Below are 13451 nucleotides of genomic sequence, written 5' to 3'. Positions count from 1 at the left end.
GTATTAAGAACTGACGCGATTAAGAATACTTGAATCGCATCTAGTTGCGAGCGCCTCGCTAATGTACACATTAAACATGAAAGGAAAAGTTAGCTTTATGATATCTCATCATCATAAGTGTATTTTTGTTCATATACCAAAAAATGCAGGACAAAGTGTAGAGCATGTTTTTCTTAATCTGTTGGGCCTAAATTGGGAAACCCGTGCTCCACTTTTACTTCGATATAACGATAAACCGGAGTTAGGCCCTCCAAGACTTGCTCATTTGAAAGCTAACGAATATGTTCGCTACAACTACCTGACTCAAGAAATGTTTGATGACTACTTTAAATTTGCGTTTGTCAGAAACCCCTGGAGCCGAACAGTATCCATGTATAAATATCTTGGATATAGCAAAAAATGGATTTCAAATCATTCTTATTCGAACATTTGAAAGATAGGATGTTTGAGAATAAACGGTGGTTTGTTGGACCACAAAGTGATTTCATTTATGGAGAAGATGGCAAGCTTCTTGTTGATTTTGTGGGCAAGTTCGAAGACTTGCAAAATGGATTCAACTCTGTGTGCGAAAACATTGGAATCCCGCCAACTGAACTGCCGCACGTTAATGAATCCCAAAACAAGGATATAGATCCCAATTCAAACCTTAAAGCTACCATTAAGAACTTTTTACGTGCTTACAAACAAAAATCGCAGCCGGACTTCAGGAATTGGCGAGAATATTATGATAATGAGTCAATAGATTGCGTATCTCAACTATATAAGAATGATATTAAGTTGTTTGAATACGATTTTCAAAGATAGATAGCTATTGAGAGCCTGAAACGAACGGAGATATTGTGTATTTATCAGGGCGTTAGTGTGATCAAAACTTGAGACTGATTATGATACGTTCCGTTCCACAATCAGTCTCAATACATTAATAACCTATTGATTTACAATAAATATAGGCTGGCGGGCAAAACTTACATCATGCCTGGCATGCCACCCATACCACCCATGCCGCCCATATCAGGCATTGCTGGAGCGTCGCCAGCAGGCATATCAGTAACCATAGCTTCTGTAGTGATCATCAGACCGGCAACAGATGCTGCGAACTGTAGAGCAGAACGAGTTACTTTAGTTGGGTCTAGGATACCCATCTCGATCATGTCGTTGTATTCGCCAGTAGCTGCGTTGTAGCCGTAGTTAGCTTCACCACCTTTAACATTGTTAGCTACCACAGACTCTTCATCACCTGCGTTGGCAACGATTTGACGAAGTGGTGCTTCCATTGCACGAAGTGCTACGCGGATACCAACGTTCTGCTCTTCGTTTGCACCTTCAAGGCCAGCAACTTTAGATGCTGCACGAACAAGAGCGACACCACCACCAGCAACAACACCTTCTTCAACTGCTGCGCGAGTTGCGTGAAGTGCGTCTTCTACGCGGTCTTTCTTCTCTTTCATTTCTACTTCAGTTGCTGCACCAACTTTAATTACTGCAACACCACCAGCTAGCTTAGCAACACGCTCTTGTAGCTTCTCTTTGTCGTAGTCAGAAGTTGCTTCTTCAATCTGCTGACGAATCTGAGTAACACGGCCGTTGATCATCGCTTCTTCACCCACACCATCGATGATAGTTGTGTTTTCTTTAGTGATAGTAATGCGCTTCGCCTGACCTAGATCTTCAAGAGTTACTTTCTCAAGTTCCAGACCAACTTCTTCAGAGATAACAGTACCAGCAGTTAGGATAGCGATGTCCTGAAGCATTGCTTTACGACGATCACCGAAGCCAGGAGCCTTAACAGCTGCTGCTTTAACGATACCACGCATGTTGTTCACAACTAGAGTTGCTAGCGCTTCACCTTCTACATCTTCAGCGATGATTAGAAGAGGACGAGATGCTTTTGCTACTGCTTCCAGAGTTGGAAGAAGTTCACGGATGTTTGATACTTTCTTATCGATCAGAAGGATAAATGGATTTTCCAGATCAACAGAACCCGCTTCCTGGTTGTTGATGAAGTAAGGAGACAGGTAACCGCGGTCGAACTGCATACCTTCTACTACGTCTAGCTCATCGTGAAGAGCCTGACCTTCTTCAACAGTGATAACACCGTCGCGGCCTACTTTTTCCATCGCTTCTGCAATGATGTTACCTACAGTCTCATCAGAGTTTGCAGAGATAGTACCAACCTGTGCGATTGCTTTAGTATCTGCACATGGAACAGAAAGTGCTTTTAGCTCTTCTACTGCCGCAGCTACTGCTTTGTCGATACCACGCTTAAGATCCATTGGGTTCATGCCCGCAGCTACCGCTTTAAGACCTTCATTTACGATTGACTGTGCTAGTACAGTTGCTGTTGTTGTACCGTCACCCGCTGCATCGTTAGCTTGTGATGCAACTTCTTTAACCATTTGTGCGCCCATGTTCTGGAATTTGTCTTCCAGTTCAATTTCACGCGCAACAGATACACCATCTTTAGTGATGGTTGGAGCACCGAAAGATTTGTCCAGTACTACGTTACGCCCTTTAGGACCAAGCGTTACTTTTACAGCGTCAGCTAGAACGTTTACACCTTCCAGCATTTTAACTCGTGCGTCGTTACCAAATTTAACGTCTTTAGCAGCCATCTTTATTTCCTTTAATCTTTAATTCTGTTTCTGTTGAAAAATGAATTACTCAACGAGTGCTTATTCAACGATCGCCATGATGTCGTTTTCAGACATGATAAGAACTTCTTTACCGTCGATCTTTTCAGTCTTAGTACCGTAGCCTTCAGAGAAGATAACAGTATCGCCAACTTTAACGTCCAATGGCTGTACTGAGCCATTTTCCAGGATGCGGCCTTTACCCACAGCCAGAATAGTACCGCGAGTTGATTTCTCTGCAGCTGAACCAGTTAAAACGATGCCGCCCGCAGACTTAGATTCCACTTCCTGGCGTTCAACGATAACACGGTCATGTAAAGGACGAATATTCATTGGTCGTCTCTCCTGATTGATTTTCCATTTATTTGATTAATGCCGTTTTTCGGCGGTTGAATTTTATGTGGGGGGCAAGCACAGGGATAACAAGGGGGAAGTGGGATTTTTTTGCGATAAATACCCAAGTATTAGATACTGGGCGGAAATTATAGGTTAAAGGTAACGGGACGGACGTTGTCCTACAGGTTACAGGTTGATATCACCGTAACCCGTAACCCGTAACCCGTAACCCGTAACCCGTAACCCGTAACCCGTAACCCGTAACCCGTAACCCGTAACCCGTAACCCGTAACCCGTAACCCAAGATTATGTCGTGCAAATACTGTAAAGAAAGCTGGTTCTGGAAAAAGATTGGTCGCTGCCAACGCTGCATGGATCAGCTTACCGTACTTTCTGTTTTGTGCTGGATCGTCTGGTGGTTTGGATTTAGAGACAACCTATTTAGTGTTGAGTCTATCGCTCTGATTTTTGCTGGCTTTGCTTTCAATGGGTTGCTGTTTTTACATCTGTGGTTTAGGTTTGTGGTGATTCCGTATCGCCGCAGAAATGGACTTGAGAAAGATGATTAGCTTAATAATGCCATTCCGCTCGAGCCTAAACGAGTGGCCGGAATCTTCTATCGGCCCCTCGTTCCCGCGCTCCGCGTGGGAATGCATATCTAGGTTAATGAAACCACCAAAAACCTATCCCGCCGTATATTTCTCGCTCTATATTCAGTTCTTCATTACAGAAATTGGGTTGAAATGAAGAGCATTGGGAAACACTACCCACGCAAGTTTTTTTAAGTAATGTATGCATTCCCACGCAGGAGCGTGAGGAACGAGGTTCATGGGGAGCGAGAGGAATGGGGCTCACCAGAAAAATGTAGGGGCTTAAAAAGAAAAAAGCCCCTAAATCAATGTCTGATTAGGGGCCTTCTTAGATTCTTCTAAGAAAAAGCAGTGGTACTTATTAAGACCGGGCTTTTTCTTATTTGTTCCCAAAAAGATCAGATTTTTTTCAACTTTTTCCTAAATAATGATCTTCTAATTTATATTCAATAAGTTAGGCAACACTTGTTCTAATGATCGTTTGTTCAGAAAGATCGAACTCTAGTGCAACTTCATCACATGCATGGATTCGTGGACACTGTTCGCAATCTTTCATCACTTTCTCCGGCAACAAGCTCTTCGATGTCGGAGCAAAGTTGTGATGCATAAAGAACTCAGGTGTACGAGTCAACACAAACACCTTCTCAATTGCCATTTGCTTGGCTTTCTTCATCAGATGCTGGACGATTGCACTACCCTGCCCCTGACGCTGCCATCCAGCTTCAATGCCTAGAGAACGGATTTCAGCCAGACCAGAATCGTACACGTATAATGAACCACAGCCAGTTACTTCACCCTGATGCTCAACAACAGCGAAAGAACCAACATCACGCACCAGTTCGCTGCGTGTTCTTGGCAAGTTTTCACCAAGGTTAGCCCAGTAAGCCACCATACCTTCAAGTGCATCGATATCAGTAAGTCGTGCAACACGAACCTTAATACCAGATGTATCACGTTTCTCAAGACGCTGCTGCGCCTGATCAACAGCATAAGCAACCTGCTTAGGCGACACGCCACCAAGAGCGCTTCGTTTCTCCAGGCAGGATTCGATAGTCAGGATGTCATATACATCTTCATCGATAACTTCCGAGAACTCTTTCAGCTCTGCAATTGAAAGCTCTTCAAGTGCACAACCTTTAGCAATGGCTCCCACCACAGCGACGCCTACAATATGGTGAGCCTCACGGAATGGAATATCTTTCGCTACCAGATAATCAGCAAGTTCTGTGGCGTTTGCGTAACCTTGCTTAGCAGCTTCAAGCGTACGCTCTTTGTTAACTTTGATGCCATCGAAACAAAGCGCCGCTAGCTCCATGCAGTCGTTCCATGTATCAAGAGCATCAAACAGGCCTTCTTTGTCTTCCTGCATATCTTTGTTGTATGCAAGCGGAAGCGCTTTAACTGTCATCATCATGCCAGCCATAGAACCGTATACACGGCCACACTTACCACGGATTAGCTCAAGTGCATCCGGGTTCTTCTTTTGTGGCATCAGTGACGAGCCAGAAGTTACTGTATCTGCTAGTTCGATAAAGTTAGATTCACCCGAGTTGTAGAAGATCATATCTTCAGCAAGACGGGAAAGGTGAAGCATAGAGATAGATGCAACCGACATCAGCTCCATCACATGATCACGATCAGAAACCGAATCAAGGCTGTTACGCGTCGCTCTGCGGAAACCAAGGTTATGCGCAAGATCTTCACGATCCATTGGATATGCAGTTCCAGCAAGTGCACCCGAACCAAGAGGACAAGTATCAAGACGCTTGATTGCATCGCTTAGGCGAGAATAATCACGCTCGAACATCTCAACGTATGCCAGACACCAGTGTGCAAAGGTTACAGGCTGAGCGCGTTGAAGGTGAGTGTAGCCCGGAAGAACCGTGCCCTGGTGCTTAGACGCGACGTCAACCATTTGAGTCTGAAGGCGATCAAGAGCGATAAGCAGCTGCTGACCTTGTTGGCGACACCACAGTTTCAGGTCTGTCGCTACCTGATCGTTACGGGAACGACCAGTGTGAAGTTTTTTACCCAGATCACCAACCTTCTGGATAAGTTGTTGTTCAACCCAGCTATGAATATCTTCAGCATCCGATTTCAAGATCTGCTCTGGGTCTTCCATAACTTCAAGCTTTAGCTCGTTTAATGCAAGCTCAAGCTTCTGTTGTTCTGTTTCGGTCAGTACGCCAACCGAATGCAAAGCTTTAGACCAGGCGATAGAGCCAACAATGTCTTGCTCAGCCAATCGGTAATCAAAGCGCAACGAATCGTTAAAGTCTTTGAACCGCGTATCTGCTGCCTGGGTAAACCTTCCGCCCCATAATGCCATTGTTAATCTCCCGCTCTAATCTGTGCTAATGCTTATTTGTGTAATACCCTCCCTAAAGAGGGAGGGTTAATCAAGGTTGTATTTCTAAACGCTATTATTATTTTTTCTGAGAGTTTAGCGTACGAATTCTGCTTGCCAGTGAGTAAAGACGGATAAAGCCTTCAGCGTGGCTCTGGTTATATACCTCATCTTCACCGAATGTTGCAAACTCTTCGCTGTACAAGCTATTGTCCGAACGCTTCTGAGTTGGCGTTGCCATACCTTTGTATAGCTTGATAACTACTTCGCCATTCACGTCCTGAGCAAGCTCTTCGGTTGCCGCAAGAATTGACTTACATAATGGAGTAAACCAACGACCATCGTAGATTAGATGTGAAGCTTTAACGCCCAGCTCTTCACGGAACTCAAAAGAACTCTTATCAAGAACTAGCTGCTCAATTGCACGTAGCGCTTCCATCATGATAGTGCCCCCTGGAGTTTCGTAACAACCACGAGACTTCATACCAACAAGACGGTTTTCTACGATATCGATACGACCAATACCGTGCTCAACACCTTTGTCGTTCAGGTACATCAGTGCGTTGTACGGAGTCATTGTCTCCCCGTCAACAGCTACAACTTCACCTTTTTCTACTTTAATAGTTACGTATTCAGCTTCGTTTGGTGCCTCTTCAGGGCTCTTAGTCCATGCCCAGCAATCGTCGTTTGGCGCGTTCCATGTTTCTTCCAGAACACCACCTTCTGTAGATATGTGCCATGCGTTTGCATCACGAGAATAAATCTTAGTCAGAGACGCTGAACAAGGGATGTTACGCTCTGCAAGATAATCAAGACACTGCTCACGGCTTACTAGAATCCCACTCACGCCATGGTGCGATTACATGTAGATCCGGTGCTAGTGCAGCAAATGCGCCTTCAAAACGAACCTGGTCATTACCTTTCCCAGTACAACCGTGTGCCAGTGCGTCTGCACCTACTTTACGTGCACACTCTACCTGCGCTTTTGCAATGATAGGACGAGCCATTGATGTACCTAGCAGATACTTACCTTCGTAAAGTGCACCCGTTTTAAGTGATGGGAAGATGTAGTCCGCTACCATCTCTTCTTTCAGGTCTGATACGTAAACCTCAGAAGCACCAGAAGCGATTGCTTTCTCTTCAATGCCTACCAGCTCTTCTTCACCCTGACCAACATCCGCTACGAACGCCACAACTTCACAGTTATAGTTCTCTTTCAGCCACGGAATGATCACAGATGTGTCCAGACCGCCGGAATAGGCTACTACTACTTTTTTAACTTCAACCTTGCTCATATTGTTTCTCTCCAATTTCCCGGACTGCTCTGGCGGTCAGTGACTCGGGTTTTTCTAGGTAAATAACTATCTAGGTAATTCTTTTAATAAGAAATCTGTTTACTGAGGTAAGAACTGTGTTCCGATGCTCTTACCTGAAAATAGTTCGTTCAGTTTTTCCGGGTAACGCCATGTTGCGACTTCAATTGGTCTACCCAGCTCTTCTGCTGCTTCAAGTGCTGCCTGCACTTTTACAATCATTCCGTCTGTAATGACGTGTCCTTCAATCAGTGCTTCTGCCTGCTCTTTATCCAGATTAGGCAGAAGGTGGCCTTTACCATCCAGCACACCACTCACATCAGAAAGCAGAACCAGTTCCGCATCCAGCGCTCCTGCAACCGCAACAGCCGCCTGATCTGCGTTCACATTCATCATCTGGCCTTCAGATGTAAGACCGATAGAACTGATAATAGGAAGAGCACCAACAGCAAGAATCGCCTTAACAACACCAGCATCGCCGGATGAAGCTTTACCAACTGCGCCCAGTTCTGAGTCAAGCTCTTCAACCTGACAAAGACCACCGTCAGCCAGGCTAAGGCCAACGGCGTTGATTCCATTCTTAATCGCTTCTCCCTGAAGCATTTTGTTTGCTGTACCTGCAAGCGCACCTGCAATAACAGGAATCTGATCGTAAGGAGTTACACGTAAGCCGTTTTTCTTAACGGTTTCCAGTTGCAAACCTTTCATCAGATCATCAACCAGATACCCGCCACCGTGAACAATCACCATTTCACGCTGTGCTTGTGCCTGATAGGTCTGAATAGCGTTGAACAGCTTTTCCAGTGTTTCGGAATTTTCCAGCGCTGCTCCGCCTAATTTAATTACTAATGGTTTTAGTTCGCTCATAACCGTTCCTCACAGCAGTGATGTAAGCGGCGAGAAGCCGTTACGAATGTTTAAACATTGCATCGCATGACTGGATGCACCTTTAAGCAGGTTGTCGATAGCAGAAACCACGATGACGTGCTCACCCTCGACCTTCCAGCCGATATCGCAGAATGGCGTATACTGAACATCCTGAATCTTAGGGCTCTGCTGATACTTAAGACGAACTGCAGGCTTGTTCTGATAAGCCTTTTCAAATGCCATCTGTACATCTTCAGCGGTAACACCTTTGTTCAGCTTCATGGTAATTGTCGCCAGGATGCCGCGCTTAAAGTTACCCAGATGCGGAGTAAAAATAAGGTCACAGCCAAGATGGGATGCAATTTCTGGTTGATGTCTGTGGTTAAACAGACCGTAAGCCTGAAGGCTCACTTCGCAGAAGCTGTTTGTCATTGTCGCTTTCCGACCTGCACCAGAAACACCACTAGTCGCGTTAATCACCGGCCACTGATTTAAATCCAGAAAGTTAAGCTCAATAAGAGGTTTGATTGCCAGCTGAGAAGCCGTTGGGTAACAACCTGCTACTGCAACCAGATCTGTGTTTTTGATTTCATCTTCATTCCACTCAGCAAGACCATAAACTGCGTCATCCAGGAGTTTTGAATATTTATGCTCGAAACCGTAGAACTTCTGGTAAAAGTTATCTGCTTTCACACGATATGCACCTGACAGGTCGAATACCTGACAACCTTCTTCCAGAAACACAGGCGCCAGGTCATGGCTTACTTCATGCGCAGTAGCCAGAAAAACGACATCACACTCTTTAGCAACCGCTGACGGGTCAGTCAGAGGAAGTACTGGCATATCTACCACGCCAGCTAGTTTTCCGTGTAATTCGCCAATTGGCTTATTTGCGTCCACACTATTGGCGGAAACATATAAACCTGTTAACGTGAGCTCAGGGTGTTTTGTCACCATTAAGGCCAGTTCAGCTCCTGTATAACCGCTAGCGCCAATAATTGTGGTTTTCAACATCTCATTACATCCGAATCTTGGGAGTTAACGCTTACTTTTTCGTCAAAAATCGGTAAGCCCAAAATGATTATTCATACTTAAAAATAGCTATTTTTTGATTTTATATTCATAAATATTGATTTAATATGCTTTTTAACTTCTTATCGGTTATCTGTCAATAGGGGAAGCAAAGATAATATGCAATTACCAAAATTTACCGATGTATACAGAGGGCTTATTTCTACCTCTTCCATTAGCTCATCAGACACTTCCTGGGATGAAGGAAATGCCGATGTAATCGCGCTTCTGGCTGGCTGGTTTGCAGATCTGGGATTTGAAACAGAAGTCGTTGAAGTAGAGAAAGGCAAACACAACTTGATTGCAAAGCGAGGAAGTGGTGAAGGTGGCCTATTACTCTCAGGCCACACAGATACCGTTCCGTTTGATCAAGGACGTTGGAACTTCGACCCACATGCCCTTACGGAGGCAAATAATCGCTTTTATGGTTTAGGCACTGCCGATATGAAAGGCTTTTTTGCTTTTATTCTTGAAGCAGTAAAAAGCATCGACTGGAAAGATCAGAAGAAACCCGTTTATATTCTGGCAACCTGTGATGAAGAAACAACCATGCTGGGTGCTCGCCACTTTACTCAGGACGCACCTTTCAAGCCTGACTACTGCATCATCGGCGAACCCACCAGCCTGACTCCGATACGAGCGCATAAAGGTCACGTAGCCAATGCCATTCGTGTTACAGGAAAATCGGGGCACTCATCGGATCCTTCCTATGGCGTTAATGCGATAGAAGTCATGCATGAAATTCTCTACGTTATGATGCAATTGCGCGACAAGCTGATTAAAGAATACCACCACCCCGGTTTTGAAATACCTTCTCCTACACTGAATCTTGGTTGTATTCATGGTGGCGATAGCGCAAACCGAATCTGTGGCTGCTGTGAGCTGCACTACGATGTTCGTCCTTTACCGGGCATCAGTCTAGACGGGCTAGACAATATGTTGCGAGAAGCACTGAAAGAGGTAGAAGCGAAATGGCAAGGGCGTATATCCGTAACCCCTCTACATGAGCCTATTCCAGGTTATGAGTGTGAGCACGATCACCCTTTTATACAAGGAATGGAAGAGGTCTGTGAAAAGCCATCAGAAACGGTGAACTACTGTACCGAAGCGCCTTTCCTTCAGGAGCTATGCCCTACTCTTGTATTAGGGCCGGGATCAATCGAACAAGCACACCAACCCGATGAATACCTTGCATTTGAGTATATTGATCCGACAATTGATGTATTGACCAAAGCAATCTGGAAGTACTGCTTTTAGCGTGAAATAAAATTTCACAAATGACATTTCACTTCCTGTTTATTAAGTGAGCAAAATCAATTTTAGGTCATAAAACCCATTTACACTATCGGATTATTTGACTCAGACAACAGATTTTGGCTAGATTGTCTGAATAACAAGGACAATAGATGTAATTTATTTACAGGCAGGACGAGAATGATTGAGAAATACTCTGCTTTAAAAAGCAATGTGCGTATGCTCGGGCATCTACTGGGGAATACCATTAAAGATGCTCATGGTGAAGAGATTCTGGAAAAGGTTGAATTAATCCGAACTCTATCTAAAGCGGCGGAGCGCGAAAATGACACTAAAGCTCGTGAAGAGCTTATTAAAGAGATTTCAAATCTGACCGACGAGCAACTGAGCCCGGTTGCGCGTGCATTTAACCAGTTTCTGAATCTGACAAATATGGCAGAGCAATATCATACGATTTCTCGCCATTGTGACGCGCACATCTGTCAGCCAGACGCTCTAAACACCCTTTTCGCAAAGCTAAATCAAAAAGACATAAGCAAGCTTGATACTGCACAGGCAATTAAAGACCTAAGCATTGAGCTGGTGCTTACTGCGCACCCAACAGAAATTGCGCGTCGTACCATGATCAACAAGCTGGTTAAGATAAATAAATGTCTTTCTCAACTAGAGTTGAGTGACCTTTCCATTAAAGAGCGCCAGAAAACAGAACGCCGCCTTGAGCAATTAATCGCTCAGTCCTGGCACTCTGATGATATGCGTAAACAGCGTCCAACTCCTCTGGATGAAGCTAAATGGGGCTTTGCTGTAGTAGAAAACTCTCTATGGCAGGCTGTTCCAGATTTCCTTAGAGAGCTAGATGAAAAGGTAACAGGTTACCTTGGCGAAGGGCTTCCTATTGATGCACAGCCAGTACACTTTTCATCCTGGATGGGTGGTGACCGCGATGGTAACCCGTTTGTAACCCATAAGATTACCCGTGAAGTACTTCTTCTTTCCCGCTGGAAAGCGGCAGACCTTTACCTTGGTGACATTCAGGAGCTAATCACTGAATTGTCTATGGTGAGCTGTAACGAAGAGCTAAGAACTTTTTCAGGTGATGCACACGAACCATACCGTGCAGTACTAAAACCGCTTCGCTCACTGCTTCAGGATACACTGGAAGTGCTGGATGCGGATATCAACCTGAAGGACGTACCAAACAAAGCAATTCTTGAAACGGTAGATCAGCTTTGGGAACCGCTACTGGCTTGTTATAAGTCCCTGCACGAATGTGGCATGGGCGTTATTGCTGATGGCTCTCTACTTGATACGCTGCGCCGTATTAAAGCATTCGGTGTGCACCTTGTGCGCCTGGATATTCGCCAGGAGAGTACACGCCACTCAGACGTGCTTTCTGAAGTAACTCGTTACCTTGGCATCGGTGATTATGACCAGTGGAGTGAGCAAGACAAAGTAGCATTTCTGGTTAAAGAGCTAAGCTCTAAGCGCCCACTTCTTCCACGCGACTGGGAACCATCTGAACAGGTTAAAGAAGTGCTGGATACCTGTAAGATCGTTGCAAGTCAGTCTCGTGAAGCATTTGGCGCGTATGTTATCTCTATGGCTCGTACAGCATCTGATGTACTGGCCGTACACCTTCTTCTTCAGGAGTCAGGCTGTCAGTTCCGTATGGACGTTTGCCCGCTATTCGAAACACTGGACGACCTGAACAACTCTGAAGCGGTAATCAAGCAGCTTCTTTCTATCGACTGGTACCGTGGATTTATTCAGGGTCACCAGATGGTAATGATTGGCTACTCAGACTCAGCGAAAGATGCTGGTGCAATGGCTGCGGGCTGGGCACAGTACAGCGCTATGGATTCTCTGGTTAAGGTATGTGAAGAAGCTGGTATTGAGCTGACTCTGTTCCACGGTCGTGGCGGTACTATCGGCCGTGGTGGTGCGCCTGCTCACGCAGCGCTTCTATCTCAGCCACCGAAGAGTCTGAAAGGCGGTCTGCGTGTTACCGAGCAGGGTGAGATGATCCGCTTCAAGCTTGGTCTGCCAGATGTAGCGGTAAACAGTCTGAACCTGTACTCAAGTGCGATTCTGGAAGCAAACCTACTCCCACCACCAGAGCCTAAGCAAGAGTGGCGCGACCTGATGGATGTGCTGTCTGAGGTATCTTGTGAGTCTTACCGCGACGTTGTTCGTGGCGAACCGGACTTTGTTCCTTACTTCCGTGCAGCAACGCCAGAGCAGGAGCTTGGTAAACTTCCACTAGGTTCTCGTCCGTCTAAGCGCAACCCTAAAGGTGGCGTTGAAAGTCTGCGTGCAATTCCATGGATCTTCTCATGGAGCCAGAACAGGCTGATGCTTCCTGCATGGTTAGGTGCTGGTGAGTCGATTCAGTACTCCATCGATAAAGGTCACCTTGCCCTGCTTGAAGAGATGTGTCGCGAATGGCCATTCTTCTCTACTCGTCTTGGTATGCTGGAAATGGTTTACACTAAGTGTAACCTGGAGATTTCCCGCTACTACGATCAGAGACTGACCGATGAGTCACTATGGCGCCTAGGTGACAGACTGCGTAATCAACTTCAGACCGACATTCAAGCAGTACTGAAAGTTGAAAACAATGAAAACTTGATGCAGAGCGATCCGTGGGGACTTGAATCCATCAAACTTCGTAACGTTTACGTGTTACCAATGAATATTTTGCAGGCTGAACTTCTATATAGAACCCGTCAACATGAGACACCGGTTCAAGAATTAGAGGAAGCTTTAATGGTAACTATCGCAGGTATTGCTGCAGGCATGCGAAATACCGGATAACAGCAGCATAAAACTCCAAACAAGAGACAAAAAGACCGACTTGTTCGGTCTTTTTATTTACAGAACCACAACTTCCCAGCCACTTGTTAGTTTTTTGCGACAAAATACCCTTCTATTCTACTTAATACTTAATAATTAAGATATTCTTACGCTCCGCCAAACAAATATTGTCTAAACTTATAACTAAATTGGCACTTATGGAAAAAATTCTAAGACTATCTAGATGATG

Annotated in this window: 10 protein-coding genes and 1 pseudogene; 5 read left to right on the top strand and 6 right to left on the bottom strand. The window is 45.1% G+C overall.

What is annotated here, in order from left to right:
- Positions 1-61: 61 nt before the first annotated feature.
- Entirely contained in the window at positions 62-433 is a 372-nt protein-coding gene (locus tag P7F88_RS26450) for a sulfotransferase family 2 domain-containing protein (protein ID WP_422127914.1), read from the top strand.
- Positions 434-441: 8 nt separating this feature from the next.
- The gene (locus P7F88_RS13000) at positions 442-804 is read left to right on the top strand and encodes a sulfotransferase family 2 domain-containing protein (RefSeq protein WP_277825341.1); all 363 of its coding nucleotides are present in this window, start codon (positions 442-444) and stop codon (positions 802-804) included.
- Between the two features lie 161 nt (positions 805-965).
- Here the strand turns inward: P7F88_RS13000 and groL are convergent, their stop codons facing one another.
- Together groL and P7F88_RS12990 are read right to left on the bottom strand one after the other, a co-directional pair.
- Positions 966-2612, bottom strand: coding sequence for a chaperonin GroEL (gene groL / locus P7F88_RS12995; RefSeq protein WP_277825338.1), 1647 nt, complete (start codon positions 2610-2612; stop codon positions 966-968).
- Positions 2613-2672: 60 nt separating this feature from the next.
- Complete coding sequence (locus tag P7F88_RS12990) at positions 2673-2963, bottom strand: co-chaperone GroES (protein WP_004733324.1); 291 nt, start codon at positions 2961-2963, stop codon at positions 2673-2675.
- Between the two features lie 311 nt (positions 2964-3274).
- Between P7F88_RS12990 and P7F88_RS12985 the strand changes: the two genes are divergently transcribed.
- Positions 3275-3535, top strand: coding sequence for a DUF3624 domain-containing protein (locus P7F88_RS12985; RefSeq protein WP_277825335.1), 261 nt, complete (start codon positions 3275-3277; stop codon positions 3533-3535).
- A gap of 475 nt (positions 3536-4010) precedes the next feature.
- Here P7F88_RS12985 and argH read toward each other — a convergent pair whose 3' ends face one another.
- The 4 genes and pseudogenes from argH to argC form a co-directional block, all read right to left on the bottom strand.
- Positions 4011-5885: an argininosuccinate lyase gene (gene argH / locus P7F88_RS12980; RefSeq protein WP_277825333.1), complete on the bottom strand. Its 1875-nt coding sequence runs from the start codon at positions 5883-5885 to the stop codon at positions 4011-4013.
- 97 nt (positions 5886-5982) lie between these two features.
- Positions 5983-7198, bottom strand: a pseudogene (locus P7F88_RS12975) (argininosuccinate synthase).
- A gap of 99 nt (positions 7199-7297) precedes the next feature.
- On the bottom strand, positions 7298-8083 hold the full coding sequence (gene argB, locus P7F88_RS12970; protein WP_277825331.1) for an acetylglutamate kinase: 786 nt from the start codon (positions 8081-8083) through the stop codon (positions 7298-7300).
- A gap of 9 nt (positions 8084-8092) precedes the next feature.
- Positions 8093-9097: an N-acetyl-gamma-glutamyl-phosphate reductase gene (argC, locus tag P7F88_RS12965; RefSeq protein ID WP_277825329.1), complete on the bottom strand. Its 1005-nt coding sequence runs from the start codon at positions 9095-9097 to the stop codon at positions 8093-8095.
- Positions 9098-9274: 177 nt separating this feature from the next.
- Here argC and argE point away from each other — a divergent pair, with 177 nt between their 5' ends.
- The gene (argE, locus tag P7F88_RS12960) at positions 9275-10411 is read left to right on the top strand and encodes an acetylornithine deacetylase (RefSeq protein ID WP_277825327.1); all 1137 of its coding nucleotides are present in this window, start codon (positions 9275-9277) and stop codon (positions 10409-10411) included.
- A gap of 177 nt (positions 10412-10588) precedes the next feature.
- Positions 10589-13222 carry a phosphoenolpyruvate carboxylase gene (gene ppc, locus P7F88_RS12955; RefSeq protein WP_277825325.1) on the top strand — a complete coding sequence of 878 codons (2634 nt, stop codon included), beginning with the start codon at positions 10589-10591 and terminating at the stop codon, positions 13220-13222.
- The last annotated feature ends 229 nt before the right edge of the window (positions 13223-13451 follow it).

It is taken from the genome of Vibrio hannami, assembly GCF_029589055.1.
Taxonomy (GTDB): domain Bacteria; phylum Pseudomonadota; class Gammaproteobacteria; order Enterobacterales; family Vibrionaceae; genus Vibrio; species Vibrio hannami.
This window is presented reverse-complemented; position numbering and strand designations above follow the sequence as displayed.

Excerpts from the sequence above, each read along its gene's own strand:
- argC (WP_277825329.1), bottom strand. The coding sequence starts at position 9,097 with ATGTTGAAAACCACAATTATTGGCGCTAGCGGTTATACAGGAGCTGAA.
- argH (WP_277825333.1), bottom strand. The coding sequence starts at position 5,885 with ATGGCATTATGGGGCGGAAGGTTTACCCAGGCAGCAGATACGCGGTTC.
- P7F88_RS12990 (WP_004733324.1), bottom strand. The coding sequence starts at position 2,963 with ATGAATATTCGTCCTTTACATGACCGTGTTATCGTTGAACGCCAGGAA.
- P7F88_RS26450 (WP_422127914.1), top strand. The coding sequence starts at position 62 with ATGTACACATTAAACATGAAAGGAAAAGTTAGCTTTATGATATCTCAT.
- argE (WP_277825327.1), top strand. The coding sequence starts at position 9,275 with ATGCAATTACCAAAATTTACCGATGTATACAGAGGGCTTATTTCTACC.
- P7F88_RS12985 (WP_277825335.1), top strand. The coding sequence starts at position 3,275 with ATGTCGTGCAAATACTGTAAAGAAAGCTGGTTCTGGAAAAAGATTGGT.
- groL (WP_277825338.1), bottom strand. The coding sequence starts at position 2,612 with ATGGCTGCTAAAGACGTTAAATTTGGTAACGACGCACGAGTTAAAATG.
- argB (WP_277825331.1), bottom strand. The coding sequence starts at position 8,083 with ATGAGCGAACTAAAACCATTAGTAATTAAATTAGGCGGAGCAGCGCTG.
- ppc (WP_277825325.1), top strand. The coding sequence starts at position 10,589 with ATGATTGAGAAATACTCTGCTTTAAAAAGCAATGTGCGTATGCTCGGG.
- P7F88_RS13000 (WP_277825341.1), top strand. The coding sequence starts at position 442 with ATGTTTGAGAATAAACGGTGGTTTGTTGGACCACAAAGTGATTTCATT.